Source organism: Leptolyngbya sp. O-77 (assembly GCF_001548395.1).
Lineage (GTDB): Bacteria > Cyanobacteriota > Cyanobacteriia > Elainellales > Elainellaceae > Thermoleptolyngbya.
Genome location: NZ_AP017367.1, coordinates 1,055,319 through 1,070,855 on the forward strand (window position 1 = coordinate 1,055,319; position 15,537 = coordinate 1,070,855).

Consider the following 15,537-nt stretch of genomic DNA (forward strand, 5'->3'; position numbering starts at 1 on the left):
TTCCTGAAACCGTCTCCCTTGCGATAGGTCTGAATTGGTCAATGCTCATTTCACTGTCTGATTTCATCTCTCGAACAACCCCTACAGGGGCGGCGCTGTTTCTGCGGTGGGAGGGCTATCACGTCTTTTCGATTCCCCGGAGAGAACTGACCCACGGCGGCGATCGCCTGCGTTTTTTTGGAGTGGGCGGCAAGCGGCGATCGCCCGACGAGTCCTGGACAGACTGCGCCCTGCGAGAGAGCGCTGAAGAAATCGGCGCGGTGGTTTCTGCGATTCACAGCGCTGAGCAGACCTATTTTCTGAGCGCTGAGGGGGAAGTCCTCACGGTGCGTCTGCTGGAATCAGGCCTGCGCCCCCGGCTGATTTTAGAAAAGCGAGCGCACTCCAGCTACGGCAGCCTGGCCAGCAGCCAACAGACCTACTACTTGCTTGCCTTTGATGCGTCTCTGCGGGCAAAACCCCAGCCCAGCAGCGAAATCGCAGCACTCCTGTACCTACGCGACGAGCATTTGCAGCAGATGCAGACGGGCGATCGCCCCACCCTCGGACACTTGCTCAGCACGGGTGCAAAAATCGACCTGCAACCGGGCATCCGGCTCAGCCCAGACGTGGTGTGTGTTCCCCACGGCACGGCCGCTTTTTTGACGCATCAGGGCGCGAGGGGTTGGGGATTGGGGACTACTACGCCACAGCGCTAATGCGAGGAAGGTTGGCGGTTTGGGATTAGCGCTTTAGAAGCGATTCAGCGTTGAAGTGCAACCTTGCCACAGCGTTTTTGAAGCTAGTGGGGTGTGCGGATGGCCAAGAAGCCCTTGCCTTATCAAAAACAGTGAGTGCCTCACCCCGCAAGACAATGCTGTAGTGCTGGGCAACATTAAACAGGCTGGCTGCCTGTAGTGGTGACTTTAGTTGCCCGGTTCAACGACCGTTTGTAGTGCAGACTTTAGTCTGCCTGTTCACGGCTAGCCCCTCGCAGGCAGACTAATATCAAATCCTTTGAATTGCCCATAATTGCAACTCAGTTACGACCAGGCTTTTGGCTTCTCTGTATTATGGCTAATCAACTGGATTTGATATAAAGTCTGCGCTAGAAATCTGGCAGACCAAAGACTAAAGTCTGCGCTACAAACCTGGCAGACTAAAGTCTGCACTACGAACTTAGGGCAGAACTTTCGCCTCAGAGTACATACAGGGCAGCGCGTTGAGTCTGCTTTCCCTAACGAATCGCTAATCTCTGCCCGCTGATTAGGCGTGTGCTTCAAACTTGTGGGCGTAGGCTTTGAGCAGCGTACTCACCTGACCCAGCACTTCGTCGCTGGTGCTCTTGCCCAAGGCCTGGCGTTCGGGATAGAAGTCGGGGCGGTTGACGCTGCGGGCAATCGCCTCTGCCACCTGTTCTGAAATCAGCGGTTGCAGATCTTCGCGGGCGCGGCTGCGCTGATAGTCTGCGCCTTCCTCCGTTGTGGCATACATGGGCGGCAGTCGGTTCAGCGCGTAGGCGGCAATGTCGCCCAAGTCGAGAGTGCAATCGCTGGTGGCTTCGATTTCGGCAACGCGGGCGATCGCCTCCGTCAGCACCATTTCTTCCATCACGTTAATAAACTGTTTGCGGGGCACCGCGACCACCTCGCCGGTCAATAGCGCCCCCATGAGCCGATCGAGGGCCATGTACTCTTCGATAGACAATTCGGAAGCCGTATCGCAAATGCGCCCAACCTCAGCTTCCATCGCAGGGGTAAGGTAGCCATCTTGAAGCGCTTGCTCGACGATTTTCTCAATGCTCATGTCGCCCTCAAATCTTCACAGCAAAACGGAATGGGTCACTCGAATCCATCAGGCTTATACCCATTAGGCTTAGTGTGCCCTGGAATTCCACAACTGCACCAAACCCATTTAACGATTGTGTGAAGATCTATCCGGATAGTGATCCGGATAGGGGCGCATATATTGCCTGATCTGGGGTTAGCATCTATGGGTTTCGTGATGACGTTATAGCATTTTCTTGCGAGGTGAGGCACGCGCTGTCCTCACCCTGCAAGAAAATGCTGTAGCTTCAAAAACGCTGTACAAACAATTCAACTGCTTTACGAAAAAATGACAATGCTCGCGCCTCAAGCTTGCCCCGTTCAGCAAATTAAGTTAAGTAAAGCCAATTTCAACAAAAACAGCCCGCTGGTGTTCGATTTGGCAAGGCTCAATCTGGCTCAACGTAGCCCTGGATATTTTCGGGGTCAAATTGTTTCAAGATTTTCGTGGCCTGATTCGTCAGGTTGGGTTGCCCCTTCACCACGACAAGATATTTCCCTGCCTTGAGGCGATTCCGGTAGGGCAAAGCATCGCCCCCGCCAAAGACCAGCCCCGTGCCGCCGCCGACAAAGAAGCTGCCCATTGCCCCGGCGATCGCCCCCAAAACGCCACCGATGATCTGATTGCCCAACACGCCCGCCGAGGGCACCAGTTGATACGCGGTCGCCAGGTTAAACGCCACCCCTGCAATAAAGCCAAATGGCACCAGCCACGTCGCCATCAGCAGTGCCTGCTTGCGGGCGGGCTTTTTGGGGTCAAGGAAGCCATACTCATCAGCGCTTTTATAGCCGCGCCCCAAAATGCTCACCTGATTCATGGGCAGGTTTGCCGCCTCCAGTGCTGAATAGGCCGCCTCTGCCTGAATGCGGTCAGGAAGGATTGCTACAACATAATTCATGGCGATCGCACTCCGTGCCTTCTCTGCAACGTCAGCTTGCAAGGTTTCCAACTGCTGGTTCCATTATCGGCTGAGATGGCAGCGCAAGCGTCGTTCGCGGGGTCAGGTGCAAAGCTGCCGATTAGGATAAAGATAGAGAAATTTAGATGCTGGCCCGGAGGACACAGTTCGATGGCATTGCAACAAGATTCACGCCAAGCAGCCCCGGCAGAGCAGGTGAGCGATGAGGGGATGCGCGGGGTAGACACCGCCGCGCCCCAGCCCAACGACGGCGAAATCATTACCGTGCGTCCCGATGCAGAAACCCTGACGCGCCAGCGGTTGCCCTATTTCGTCGGCATTTCTGGTAACACCGCAGGGACGCAGGGCATCTCCATGAACCTGGTGATGATTCCACCCGGAGCCTCTGCCGAGCCGCATTTCCACCGCGACTACGAAACCGCCATCTACATCCTGGAGGGGCGCGTCGAAACCCGCTACGGGCTGGGACTTCGGCAGTCGGTCATCAACGAAACAGGCGATTTCCTCTTTATTCCACCTGGCGTGCCCCACCAGCCCCACAACCTCAGCCAGACCGAACCCGCCCGCGCCCTCGTTTCCCGCAACGACCCTAACGAGCAAGAAAACGTCGTCCTCTACAATCCAGCACACCACAATCCAGCAGGTAATGATCCAGCAGGCAATCATCTAGCAGGTGATGATCCGGCAGGCTAGCACATCGCGCTAAAAAAGTTTCTTCCCTCTTCGTTCTTCCCTCTTCGTTCTTCCCTCTTCGTTTTCCCTCTTCCCCCACATCCCCCACCCACTCACCATCCCAACGGCGTTGGCGGGACGGGCGCAATCTCCGGGCGATCGCCCCCCACCTGGCAGGTTTGCAGCACCCAAATCCGTGCGCCCTGATTGAGAAACTGGCGGGCAATGGTTTCGCAGGCGAGGCGGGGCAGCAGCGTCCGCCAGCTAATCAGCCCGACGGTGAGGTTATAGAGAATTTCGCTTTCGGGGCTAACGCCGAGGGTGCTGTCGTTCGTTTTCCAGTCGGCGCGAGCCGTGCCGAGCGGCAGCATCTCTCGTTTGATAAACTGCCCCAGCCGCACCAGTTGGTCAAATCGCGCTGCCTGGTCGGGCTGTTCATCCAGCCAGTCCTTGAGTTCGGGCATCCGGTTGAGCGCGTCGCCCAGGTTTTTCACCGCCGCGTAGAGGGCCTGGTTAGAGTCTTGCGAGCAGTTGTGAGCGGGGCCGACGTAGGTGCCGCCAGTGCCGTCGCCGACGCGATAGCGGGCGGTCATGATTTCGAGTTGGGTCACGAGTCCGTCTAGCGCCGAGGCTTTTACGCCGCCAAAATCGAAGGGATTGGTGAACGGATCGTATTGAATCACTAGGTCACACACTGGTCGCACGCCCAGCCAGCCAAACTGGCGATCGCCCAAAAATCGCTGCCACGATAGTCTTCCCGCAATCACCCCATCGGTGTTGTGGGTATAGACTTGGTGATAGTGAATGTCGAAGATTAGCTCGTCGGCCAGCGGCTCACGCACCACCGTTGCCACGCCGTAGGCAAAGTGCCCAAAGTACAGCGGCCCCTGCGCCTGGGGTTCTGCTTTTGCGCCGCCGATGCCCCCATAGAGGTGAATCACCAGCGCCCGTGAGCCTTCGCAAACAGCGGGCTGGTGATTGGCGGGTTGAAGGGCATCCTGAGGGGCAGTCGGGGAATCTGCCAGGCACTCGTTCAAGAGCAGCGTTGAGCGGACGTTGCCTTTCAGCGCTGCTATGTTTTCCCAGATGCCGCGCCTAAGGAACTGCCAGGCCTCGCGGCGATCGCCAATGGTTTGATCCGGCTGCAAGCGCAGGAGCGCACGGGGGGCGATCGCCTGCACCACAAACCGACCCGCTGCGTCCTTTGCGCCATAGAGATACCAGCCATCGCGCCCCGCAGGAGACTTTTCCAGTCCCCGATTCCCAGCAGGCGGCAGGTTGTTTGCATCGGGAATGACCGGGGGAAAACGCACAATTTCCGTGGGCCCGTCAAACTGGCGCGTGGCCCGGTTGAAATGCTGAATGCGGAAAAATTCTGGCTCAGAGGCATCGGAGTCTGGCAGGGGTTGTCCCTGGGCATTGACGGGTTCCAGCACCGTCGCCAGGGCATAATAGCGACCTGTAATCTGCACGGGTTCTCGCGTAATCGCGAGGAGCGATCGCCCTTCGCCACAAATTTGGATGTCCTGCACCTGTGGCTCGTCCAGCATCACCAGCACGTCATCGTAGGGGCGGCTGCCTGCCAGCGACTCTAGCGGATCGACCCGCTGCCAGCGGTCAATTCGCAGCGGATGCACCAAGCCCTGGCAAATGCTGTATTCCGTCTCTTCGCTAAAAAAGACATCGCGGGTGGTCTGCTGCAAAAAGAACTGAATCCCCGGCGTTTGCTGCCAGCGCAGCACCACCACCTGTCCCATCAGATGGGCATATTCTGGCGGCGTGTGATGCACCTCAAACCACACGCCGCGCACCTGCCGCCGCTCGTTCGGTTTGGGCAAAATCAGCCGCCCCGTCCAGGGGGCGATTCGCGGAGCGATCCCTGCGGGAATCGCCCGATACAGCGATGGATCTACAGTTTGGTCGAGCGGATAATAGTCGGGTCGGTTAAACTCGGCTTGCCAATAGCGCTCATAGTTGCTGGGTTTGGCGACCTGCGTCTTGCTCACCAGCGCCGACTTGCCCTGCAAAATGTCGGATACAGCGCGGACAGTTGCCTCCAGGTGCGTGCGGCCGTCGGGCAGGCGCTCGGTGACGCTGTAGGGGCCGTCGGCTCCGTTGTGCCCTATCGAGCCAAGGGAAGAAATGGTAATCTTGCGGCGCTGGCGGGCGCGATTCCACGGTGACAGCGGAAACAGCCGCCAGCGCTGGGGAAACAGCACTGCGCCTTGTTTTTCTACCCAGTCGCGATCGCCCACCAAATGATAAAGATGCTCTAACTCCAGCAAATTGTGGTTGCCGCTGACCACGCCCGCCAGCGAAATCACGTCGATGGGTGCTTTGAGCAATCGCTTGAGCGTCAGCGCCGCCCGCAGCGCCACCTGCGCCCCGCCGCTATAGCCCAGCAGCGTCACCGGAACGCCGCTATTGGGCTGATACCCGTAGTGGGTCAAGCTGTTGAAGATGACCTGCGCCGTGCCCTGGCCGTAAATCGGACCGTAGCGCTGATCGGCAGTCACGGCGACGACCAGCACGTTGCGGATGTTAATCAAAAACGAGAGCAATAGCCCAAAGATGCCGCTGGAGGGCGACATTTGCAGCCGATCGACGATGCGCCAAAAGAACGCCAGTATTCGTCGCTCGGTAAGGGAGCGATTCATCACGGAGTAAGACATGATGCCCTGGATTAGCACGATGTCATCGGGCATGTCGGCCGCCAGCGTCGCCAGGAATTCCTCCACATCGGGCAAGTAAGTATACTTTCCTTGGGCGATGCCATCCAGGTAAACGACGTAGCGAGTGATGGTGCTGGGTTCGGGCAGCGGTTCTGCCAGGATTCCCGGTGCTTCCAGGGTTTGCAGATCCTCACCATACCAGCCCGCCCACCAGCCCAGGGCCTCCAGCGGGGCCAGCAGGCTGGCGATCAGGACTGCAATGCCGCCCACCAGCAGCAGGTCTTTGGTAATGCTGAGGGTGGCCGCCAGCACCAGCAGCGTGTGCGAGAGCCAGCCACTGACCGCCGGAATCAGCGTGGACGATGCTGCTAGAAATGCTGCCAGAACCGTGCCCGCGATACTGGCGACTCTCCAGGGCGCTTTCCAGGGCGATCGCCCTCGTTTGGCAGCACGAGTCGTGGTTGGGCTGGGCTGTTCCATAGACTCTCAGGGCTGAAACTCAGGCTCGGCGTTCGGCCTTATCGTCCAAGATTACGGCCCGGCGAGGTGTCTCAGCAAGCTTGAATCCCTTTAGCAGGATGGCTACGCTAAGGGCAAACAGCGTGGCAGGATGGGCAGATGCAAATCGTCAAGCGGAACGTGGAACTGCGGGTGGATGACAGCCTGATGCGGGTGTATGTGGCTGCGCCCAAGCCAGAGGGCCGCTATCCCGGCATCGTCTTCTTTTCGGATATTTACCAACTGGGCGGCCCGATTACGCGGCTGGCGGATCGGCTAGCGGGCTATGGATATGTGGTGGCTGCGCCGGAAATCTTCCATCGGCTGGAACCCGTGGGCACGGTGATTGAACCCAGCGACCTGGGGCGGATGCGGGGTAATGATGACGCTCGACGAACGGCGATCGCCCACTACGATGCCGACACCCGCGCCGTCCTCGATTTCCTCAAGTCTGAAGTCTCGGTGTTGCCCGATAAGCTAGGCAGTATGGGCTTTTGCATTGGGGGGCACTTGGCCTACCGCGCCGCCTTCCAGCCAGAGGTGAAGGCGACGGTAAGCTGCTACCCTACGGGCATCCCTATTGGCAAACTGGGTAAGGGCGTGGCCGATACGCTCCAGCGCACGAGTGAAATCCACGGCGAACTGCTGCTTATCTTTGGCACCCTCGACCCGCATATCAAAGAACCCGATCGCCACACCCTTGCCCAAACCCTGGCCAAAACAGGCGTAAAGCACCAAATTCTGATTTACGAAGCCGACCACACCTTTATGCGCGACGATGGCCCCCGCTACGACCCCGCCGCCACTGATGCTGCCTGGAATGAACTCATCCCGTTCCTGAGACGGGTAATTGGTTAGCGCCTCACTGCGACTGGCGGCGCGAGGTATAGTTGTAGGCGGCGATCGCCAGCAGAATCATGGCAAAGGAAAACAGCGTCGTCAGGGTGCCCAGAGCATACAGCGCAGGCGAGGTAACGTTGGTGGTCATGCCGAAGATTTCCAGCGGCAGCGTGTTCTTTTGCCCTGACACCAGCGACGTGCGCGTAAATTCGTCGTAGGACAGCGTAAAGCCCAATAGCCCAATGCCGATCAGCGCCGGCAGAATCAACGGAAACACAATCTCCCAGAAGGTTTTGGTGTCGTTTGCGCCCAGGTCGCGGGAAGCCTCTTCGTAGGACGGGTTAAATCGGTTGAAAATGCCCAGCATGATTAGAAAGGCAAAGGGAACCGTCCAGGTTAGGTGTGCGCCTAGACCCGACGAGAACCAGTTCGTTTCCAAATCCAGCACCTGAAATACAATGCCAATGCCTAGAGAAATCAGCACGCTGGGCACGATCAGGCTGGCAATCGTCAGATAGAACAGGGTTCCAGCCCCTTTGAACCGCTGCCGGAAGGCCAAGGCAGACATGACCGTGACGATAACCGATAGCAGCGTCACGATCAGTCCCAAGAGGAGCGATCGCCAGAAGGCATCTGTAAAGTTGCCCACGCGCTGTTCCTGGAAGACCTGCCCCAACCAGTAGAAGCTAAAGCCTTTCATCGGAAACGTCAGCGTGCCCTCTTCGCCTTGCAGCGACAGGATAAAGATCGCCAGCATGGGGCCGTAGAGAAACAGGACAAATAGCCCAAAGAAGCCCGCCAGCAGGTAGTAAGTCAGGGAGCGTTTCTGTTGCATCACAACTCCTTGCGAATATCGACCACGCGCAAAATTGCCATGACCAGCAGCAGCGTCACCAGCAGCAAAATTACCGCGTTTGCCGCCGCCAGCGGATACTGCAAGCTGCCGATTTGGGTCTGAATCATCTTGCCGACGGAGGCCGCCTGCCCGCCGCCCATCATTCGCACCCGTGACGAATTCGCCCCATCACCAACGTCACCACAAAAATGGAGCCGATGGCAATCCCCGGAGCCGCCAGCGGCAGGATGATTTCTTTGAGAATTTGAAACCCGGATGCGCCCATGTCTCGTGCGGCGGTGATCAGGTTGCGATCGATCCGCATGAGGCTATTGAAAATGGGCGCAATCATAAAAAAGTTATACAAATGCACCATGCCCAGCACAATGGCAAAATCCGAAAACAGCAGCCACTCCAGCGGTTGATTAATCAGCCCCAGGCGCAGCAGCGTGCTGTTTACCAGACCTTCCCGCCCCAGCACGGGCACCCAGGAAATCATCCGGATAATATTTGAAGTCCAGAATGGTACTGTACACACTAAAAAGAGAATGATTTGCCACTTTTGGTCTTCGATGAAGAATGCCAGAAAGTACGCCACAGGAAAGGCGATCGCCAGACAAAAGAACCACACCAGGAACACATACTTGAACGTGTTTAGGTAGGTTCTCAGCGTCACGTCGGACGTGAAGATACTTTTGTAGTTATCCAGCGTAAAGCTGGGAATCATCTGAATGCCGTCAAACTGCCAGAAGCTGACCACAAAGATCATGAGAATCGGCAGCACCAGAAACAGCAGCAGCACGAGTGTTTGCGGCGTTGCCAGTGCATAGGGCTGAATGCTTTTCCAAGATTTCAGCATCGCAAGTTAACTGAATAGCTGCGGCGCTTTGAGGGGGCAGGTCGCTCAAAGCACCGCAATGGACAGGAATTAGTAGAGATTAGCAGGCGATCGCTACGACGCGATAAACTCGTTCCACTTTTGCACCAGGTACACGTTCTCCTTCATCGTGGAGTTCCAACACACGATGTTGCCGAAGCGATCCTTGAAGGAGCCGCCATCCCGCACTGCGCCTTTTTTCTCAAGGGTTTTGCCGAAGGGGTCTACCATATCTTCGGCGGCGGGCTTGCCTTCGTACCAGAAGTCCCACTCTGCCTGCGACATATATTTCTTGGCATTTTCTGGCACGGCGCTGTAGTAGCCCTGGCGACCCAGGAAGGAGCCGACCCAGCCCTCTAGCATCCAGTTGATGTACTCATAGGCTGCGTCAAGCTGGATGCCCGACAGGTTCTTCGACAGGCCAATGCCGCCGCCCCAGCCGCGATAGCCTTCCTTCAGTGGTGCATAGATGCACTCCATGCCTTTAGACTTCACGGCGGTCACCGCAGGCGACCACATGGATTGCAACACTACCTCGCCAGAAGTCATCAGGTTCACCGATTCATCAAAGGTCTTCCAGAAAGCCCGGAACTGACCCGCCCGCTTCTGTTCCTTAAGAATATTGGTAATCTGGTCGATTTCTTCGCGGGTCATGTTGCCCTTGTCGCCAAATTTCATCAGCCCCAGCGACTCGGCTACCATTGCCGCGTCCATGATGCCGATTTGGGGGATGTCCAGAATCGAAGTCTTGCCTTTGAATTCGGGATTGAACAATTCGCCCCAGGTTTCGATCTTGCGGCCCACCAAGTCGGGACGGTAGCCCAGCGTGTCTGCGTTGTACTGGAATGGGATCAGCGTAGCGTAGTCGGTGGGGGTCGGTGAAAACTCTTTGGAGTCTGGCCCAGTAAGGTACTGCACCTTGTAAGGCGCTGTGCCTTGGGATTGTTCTACAGGCATCCCCTCAAACTTGCCCTGGGTAAAGAAGGGCACGATCTTGTCGTAGTCTTTGATCTTGCTAACATCGATGGGCTGGAGATTGCCCGACGGCACCACTAGCGGCAAGCTGAAATATTCCCCGTCAAAGATGTCGTACTGTTTGGGCTGAGTAATGGCGATCTGGTTGTTTTCTTCGGTGCTGAGGGCCCGCATGTCTAGCTTAAAGCCGAGATCTTGCTGCGCTTTATCGCGAATTTCATTGATCTGCGATACGCCGGTGCCAATCAGCCGCAGGGTCACGTCCTTGGTCTGGTTGGTGTTTACCTCCGGGCCCGTAGCCGGGTTGTTGGGGGTGCCGACGGGGGCTTCGCTGCGGGCGCAACGGGTCGCAGCCAGCGCGGCTCCGGCAGCGAGTCCAGTGCGGATGACTTGACGACGAGAGATTTTAGCCATAGTGCCTAGATGTGTAGAGAATGAATGAGGGGTAAACGTTGCTGGGCTGTTTGAGTTGCTCTGCTGGCGCTAGCTTTGCATCTATAGCGGTGACTGCGGGGTAGGTGCTGCGGATGATGGACAAGAGAGAGGGCGATCGCCCCACGCCAGATCACCAGTCACCCATAATCTCACCAGTCACCCATAATCTGCCGCAGACCCACCAGTCGCCAAGCTACTCGGCTCTGAGATCGCGTCATGGCTGGTGCGACGTTAATGCGACAAGAACACACAGTCATCAGCCAGCCAGCTTAGCGCCACGACCTGCCCTTCCTGGAGCGCTTGGCTCACCCAGTCGGTGCTGCGGACTTTGTACAGCACTTCCTGTCCGGTCTTTTCCAGCGCCAGGGTAACGCGAGTGACGTAGCCCGTGAATTCGACGGCTACAATTCGCGCTGTCACCTGATTCACCAGAGCGCGGGGTGATGTGTCCGCCGCCGACAGCGGCTCCACCTTCACCCGGTCTGCCCGCACCGAGCAGGCGGCCGCTGCGCCAGCCTGGGCATAGTCACCCCGGCAGAGGAGCGTTCCCAACTTTGGCACATCCATCTGCACTAGGTAGCCTTCGGCATCCTGGTCGGCGCGGCTGACGGTTCCTTTGAAGATGTTGTTGTCGCCTGTGAATTTTGCGACGAACTGGGAAATTGGCTTGACGAAGATTTCCTGAGGCGTGCCCACCTGGTCGATCCGCCCATGATCCATGACCACGATCATGTCCGACAGGGAATAGGCTTCGTCCTGGTTGTGCGTCACCTGGATGAAGGTCATGCCAAACTGCTTTTGCAGGCGGCGCAACTCACCCCGCGTTTTTACCCGCAGGTTTTCGTCGAGGGCGCTGAGGGGTTCGTCGAGCATCAGCACTTGGGGACGAGTGACGAGCGATCGCGCTAGGGCTACGCGCTGCTGCTGTCCGCCGCTGAGTTGGGCGGGCTTGCGGCTGGCAAACGGGGTCAGCCCGACGATTTCCAGGATTTCACCCACGCGCTGGTCGCGTTCGGGCTTGGGGATATCGCGCATCCGCAGCCCAAACTCGACATTCTGCCAGACCGTCTTGTGGGGAAATAGGGCATAGTTTTGGAACATCATGGCGGTGCTGCGCTGGGCAGGCGGCAGGTCGTTCACCCGCAGGTCGCCAATGTATACGTCGCCCTGAGTAATGTCTTCGTGACCTGCAATCATCCGCATCGTGGTGGTTTTGCCGCAGCCGCTTGGTCCCAGCAGACAGCAGTAGGAACCGGGCGGGATGTCCAGGGTGATGTTCTCAACTGCCGTCACGGGGCCGTATTTTTTGGTAACCGAGCGGAGAGATACGCCTACGGTCGTGGATGGCATGTCGTAGGGAATTGGTGCAACTCCGCCCCCATCGACGGTCGGCGAAGCTGAAGCTGAGACAGATGATTGAGTCATTAAAACATCCCCAAAAAGCCTTAAAAGAGCTTTGCAGCATGGACAGCGGCGAAGTGAGTCAGGTGATACCTCGAGTTCAACCAGAGATCCTGAAACGTTCTACAGGATCGGAGTTGCATCTGCCTGCTTTATGATTCGGATTTGCAATTCAGATGCCAGACATCTTAATGCCGAACGAATGTCATCTATCAAAAGGCTTTAAAGATCTACACGTTGTATCTGATGCTACATTCGCCAACCTCTGCAACCTCTAGAGCTTTCAGTCGCAAGTAATGGCAGATTACAGAAAAATTCCGATTCCTGGAGGATTGCCAGGGTTTCTGGTAGTTTATAGCTCTTTATTATGATTAAGCGTTCAAAAACGGCCGTGAAAGACTTTCCACGGCCGCTGAACGGTTTCTATAAGGCTCCCTATGGGCCTTTTTAAGGCCTTTTAAGCATAGATCGAGTCGAGCTTGATCAGCGTGTGAAGCAGCACGTCCGCGCCCTGGGTGCATTGCTCTGGCGAGGTGTATTCCATGCCGGAGTGGCTGAGTCCCTCCTGGCTGGGTACGAAGATCATACCCATGTCGGTAAAGCGGCCCATCTCCATTGCGTCGTGGCCGGCGCGGCTGGGCATGTAGAGGTAGCTCAGGTTCAGGTCTTGGGAAACAGCTTCAATCGCTGCCTGGACATTGAGAGAGGCCAGAGTCGGCTCGACGGTGAGGACGGGCGCGATGTCGATGCGGGTGTGGGTGGCGATCGCAATCTCGCGCAGGGCTTGCTTCAGCTTCTCCAGCATTTGCTCCAGCACCACCTGCGACAGGTCGCGCATATCGACCCGATAGCTCTACGGGTTCCCGGCACAATGTTCATGGCGTTGGGGGCGACGGTGAGATAGCCCACCGTGGCGACGGGCTGGCTGGGCTGCTCTAGGGCGATCGCCTGCACTGACAGAATTACCTTTGCGGCGGCAATCAGCGCGTCCTGGCGCATGTCCATCGGGGTGGTGCCTGCGTGGTTGGGCTGGCCGTGAATCGTGATCAGATGCCGCTGCATCCCTACTACGCCCTGCACCACGCCAATCGCCTGAGCTTTGCGCTCCAGCACGCAGCCCTGCTCCACATGCAGTTCCACAAAGGCGGCAATGTCGGCGCGGGTGCGGCGGGCGCTGGGCAGTTGGCTCCAGTCGCCGCCAATTTTCTCCAGGCACGACTCAATCGGCTGATTGATTTTGGGCAGGTAGCGTTCTGGCTGATCTAGCAGCACTGTCCCGGCGATCGCCTGTCCGCCAATCATGCTGCTCTCCTCATCGGTAAACACGATGACCTCAATGGGATGCCGCAGCCGCAGGTTATTTTCCTTCAGCGTCCGCACGACTTCGATGCCGCCCAGCACCCCCAGGGCCCCGTCGAAGGGGCCGCCAGAGGGCACGGTGTCGATATGGGAACCTGTGGCCAGGGCGGGTGCGTCGGGGTCGGTGCCCTCGTAGCGGCCGATTAGGTTTCCGGCGGCATCCGTCCGCACGGTCATCCCCGCCTCGATCATCCACTGCTGCACTAGATAGCGAGCCTGCAAGTCTTCTGGCGAAAAGGCTAGGCGGCAGATGTCTCCATTGGGCTGTCGCCCGATTTTGGCCAGCCGATCAATAGACTGCATGAGGCGATCGCCATTGACTGCAAGCTGTTTAGAAAGAACAACCATTCCATCCCCTAAATATGGATTTTCTGTGATTTCAGCGTCAACACGGGTCACTGAGGCGATTCCCATCCCAGGTTTGATCCTGTCGGTGGCGCTGCGTCCTGGAAGATCGGCGAATCAGCACACGCCCTCAAGCTACCCAGCATAAATTGGCTTCTATATGCATACTGTATACAAAGATGCGGAAATCGCAAACTTTTGGATTTGCAGGTTGTTGCCGCCATTGCTCACCCTTGCTAACTAAAAGGCAACCGTTTAGCGGTGATCGCTAACCAGCAACAAACCCGCAGCGCTCTGCCGATCTCCCCCTTTCCCCGTCACCCTCTATACACCACTGCCCGCCATGCAAACTGCGGCAGGGCCAGCATTCGCCGCCAGCGCCACGGTTCTTGATAGAGCCGATAAACCCACTCCAGGTTATTGTTCCGCAGCCAGCCAGGAGCGCGGGTTTTGGTGCCCGACCAGATATCGAAGCTGCCGCCCACGCCGATCCAAATTGCGTTGGGGCAAACATGGCGGTGTTGGGCAATCCAAAATTCTTGTCGAGGAACCCCCAGCCCCACCAAAATCAGGCGCGGCTGGAGTTCTCGGAGCCGTTCCAGCAGCGGGGCTTGCTCTTCGGGCGGGAGGTAGCCGTGCTGCACCCCGGCGATCGCCAGTCCTGGCACTTGTTCTTGCCACACCCGCGCCGCTTCATCTGCGACCCCGGGCGCACCGCCAAAGAAAAATAGCGAGTAAGGTGCATTGGGCAAGGCTGAGTCGGCAGACGCTCGAATCACCCGCTCTGATAGCTCAATGCCCGGACAGCGGTTGACGCGATGGCCGCGCAATCGCAGATATAGCACCACGCCCGCCCCGTCAGGAATCACCAGTTCTGCCTGCCGGATCACCGCTGCCAGCGCGTCGTTTTGCTCTGCCTGCATAGCCATTTCGGCATTCAGCGTGACCACATGCACGCCGCGATCGCCCTGCGCGAGTTGCGCCAGCAGCCAGTCGCAATAGTCTGGCAGCAGGTGAATCGGCAGCCCCAGCACGTCCGCCATTGCAGGTTGGAGGTTGTCTGGCAGCGCGTCGATTACGTCAGGCATGTTGAGCTTGTTCCCTCAAAACCACCGCTGATCATTATGCCCCAATGGGTCGGCGCTGATGGTTTTCTCCTGGGAGGGCGCATGAGAGGAAATTTCTCGATAGGCGATCGCCACCGTAGGGAACTTTATTTTAAGGACAGGTTGGCTGGGTGCATCTCTCACACTCTGATGAATCTCTATGAAAGCTTTGACTCGTTTGGGGGCAGGGTCTTTGCCCCCTGCGGTTCGAGCGCAACGTGGCGATGGGGTTTACGCTGATTGAGAAATTGCGGTCGTGGCGATTATTGCGGTTCTGATGGCGATCGCCGCCCCTAGCTGGATTACTTTCTTTAGCGCCCGCAGTCTCAACGTAGCCCAGGATGAAGTCTTTCAAACCATGCGGCTGGCCCAGTTTCGGGCAGAGCAAACCCGTTCTACCTGGCAGGTCAGCCTTCGGACAGACTCCTACGGCTTTGTGCAAGTTGCTGCCCACCCGATCAACACACCCATTGAACAGATTTTGTGGCGCGACCTCGACCCCAGGATTCAGCTTCATCCAACAGAAATGACGCTGTATCAAACAGGTGGGCTATATCGCGTTCAGTTTAATCATCAAGGTCGCGTCCTTGGGCAACTAGGACGGGTAACCCTGATCCGGCAGAACAACCTCCAGGTAAAACGATGCGTTACGGTATCTACATTGCTGGGAGCCGTTCGGAAGGGCTGTCCGCAGCCATAGCTTAGGTGAGCCATAGCTTTAAGTATTTAGATGCATGGTCAAACGCAGAATAGAACGAAACTTGTCTTGGAACCTTGGAACCTGCTTTTGAGGGTTG

The 15,537-nt window shown here is 57.4% G+C and carries 16 protein-coding genes; 4 read left to right on the top strand and 12 right to left on the bottom strand.

The features are described from left to right. Nucleotides 1-41: 41 nt before the first annotated feature. Nucleotides 42-698: an NUDIX hydrolase gene (locus O77CONTIG1_RS04520; protein WP_068508430.1), complete on the top strand. Its 657-nt coding sequence runs from the start codon at nt 42-44 to the stop codon at nt 696-698. A 547-nt stretch (nt 699-1,245) separates the two neighbouring features. On the opposite strand, the gene O77CONTIG1_RS04525 is transcribed toward O77CONTIG1_RS04520, so the two are convergent. Both O77CONTIG1_RS04525 and O77CONTIG1_RS04530 read right to left on the bottom strand, forming a co-directional pair. Further along, on the bottom strand, nt 1,246-1,785 hold the full coding sequence (locus O77CONTIG1_RS04525; RefSeq protein ID WP_068508432.1) for a late competence development ComFB family protein: 540 nt from the start codon (nt 1,783-1,785) through the stop codon (nt 1,246-1,248). A 409-nt stretch (nt 1,786-2,194) separates the two neighbouring features. Next, nucleotides 2,195-2,704 (bottom strand): hypothetical protein, encoded by a 510-nt coding sequence (locus O77CONTIG1_RS04530; RefSeq protein WP_068508434.1) that lies wholly within the window; start codon nt 2,702-2,704, stop codon nt 2,195-2,197. A gap of 171 nt (nt 2,705-2,875) precedes the next feature. Here O77CONTIG1_RS04530 and O77CONTIG1_RS04535 point away from each other — a divergent pair, with 171 nt between their 5' ends. Continuing rightward, complete coding sequence (locus tag O77CONTIG1_RS04535; RefSeq protein ID WP_286132541.1) at nt 2,876-3,418, top strand: cupin domain-containing protein; 543 nt, start codon at nt 2,876-2,878, stop codon at nt 3,416-3,418. Between the two features lie 92 nt (nt 3,419-3,510). Here O77CONTIG1_RS04535 and O77CONTIG1_RS04540 read toward each other — a convergent pair whose 3' ends face one another. Then, complete coding sequence (locus tag O77CONTIG1_RS04540; protein WP_156434931.1) at nt 3,511-6,549, bottom strand: CAAX protease; 3,039 nt, start codon at nt 6,547-6,549, stop codon at nt 3,511-3,513. A 138-nt stretch (nt 6,550-6,687) separates the two neighbouring features. On the opposite strand from O77CONTIG1_RS04540, the gene O77CONTIG1_RS04545 reads away from it, so the two are divergent. Further along, complete coding sequence (locus O77CONTIG1_RS04545; RefSeq protein ID WP_068508436.1) at nt 6,688-7,425, top strand: dienelactone hydrolase family protein; 738 nt, start codon at nt 6,688-6,690, stop codon at nt 7,423-7,425. A 4-nt stretch (nt 7,426-7,429) separates the two neighbouring features. Here the strand turns inward: O77CONTIG1_RS04545 and O77CONTIG1_RS04550 are convergent, their stop codons facing one another. The 9 genes from O77CONTIG1_RS04550 to O77CONTIG1_RS24175 form a co-directional block, all read right to left on the bottom strand. Continuing rightward, entirely contained in the window at nt 7,430-8,242 is an 813-nt protein-coding gene (locus O77CONTIG1_RS04550) for an ABC transporter permease (protein WP_068508438.1), read from the bottom strand. Continuing rightward, complete coding sequence (locus O77CONTIG1_RS27765; protein WP_286132543.1) at nt 8,242-8,406, bottom strand: hypothetical protein; 165 nt, start codon at nt 8,404-8,406, stop codon at nt 8,242-8,244. Before O77CONTIG1_RS27765 ends, O77CONTIG1_RS04550 begins: the two co-directional genes overlap by 1 nt. Continuing rightward, nucleotides 8,403-9,101, bottom strand: a complete 699-nt coding sequence (locus O77CONTIG1_RS04555; RefSeq protein WP_286132544.1) for an ABC transporter permease — start codon at nt 9,099-9,101, stop codon at nt 8,403-8,405. The genes O77CONTIG1_RS27765 and O77CONTIG1_RS04555 overlap by 4 nt, the downstream gene beginning before the upstream one ends. 93 nt (nt 9,102-9,194) lie before the next feature. After that, nucleotides 9,195-10,508, bottom strand: a complete 1,314-nt coding sequence (locus O77CONTIG1_RS04560; protein WP_068508440.1) for a PotD/PotF family extracellular solute-binding protein — start codon at nt 10,506-10,508, stop codon at nt 9,195-9,197. Between the two features lie 252 nt (nt 10,509-10,760). After that, nucleotides 10,761-11,954, bottom strand: coding sequence for an ABC transporter ATP-binding protein (locus O77CONTIG1_RS04565; RefSeq protein WP_068508441.1), 1,194 nt, complete (start codon nt 11,952-11,954; stop codon nt 10,761-10,763). 433 nt (nt 11,955-12,387) lie between these two features. Beyond that, a complete protein-coding gene (locus tag O77CONTIG1_RS26650) occupies nt 12,388-12,768 on the bottom strand; it encodes a M20/M25/M40 family metallo-hydrolase (protein WP_286132545.1) in 381 nt (126 codons plus the stop codon). After that, on the bottom strand, nt 12,720-13,637 hold the full coding sequence (locus O77CONTIG1_RS04570) for a Zn-dependent hydrolase (protein WP_286132546.1): 918 nt from the start codon (nt 13,635-13,637) through the stop codon (nt 12,720-12,722). Before O77CONTIG1_RS04570 ends, O77CONTIG1_RS26650 begins: the two co-directional genes overlap by 49 nt. Nucleotides 13,638-13,951: 314 nt before the next feature. Next, complete coding sequence (locus O77CONTIG1_RS04575) at nt 13,952-14,722, bottom strand: WecB/TagA/CpsF family glycosyltransferase (RefSeq protein ID WP_197673323.1); 771 nt, start codon at nt 14,720-14,722, stop codon at nt 13,952-13,954. Between the two features lie 15 nt (nt 14,723-14,737). Further along, a complete protein-coding gene (locus O77CONTIG1_RS24175) occupies nt 14,738-14,884 on the bottom strand; it encodes a hypothetical protein (RefSeq protein WP_156434933.1) in 147 nt (48 codons plus the stop codon). Nucleotides 14,885-14,996: 112 nt separating this feature from the next. On the opposite strand from O77CONTIG1_RS24175, the gene O77CONTIG1_RS04580 reads away from it, so the two are divergent. Beyond that, nucleotides 14,997-15,440, top strand: coding sequence for a Tfp pilus assembly protein FimT/FimU (locus tag O77CONTIG1_RS04580; protein ID WP_068508443.1), 444 nt, complete (start codon nt 14,997-14,999; stop codon nt 15,438-15,440). The last annotated feature ends 97 nt before the right edge of the window (nt 15,441-15,537 follow it).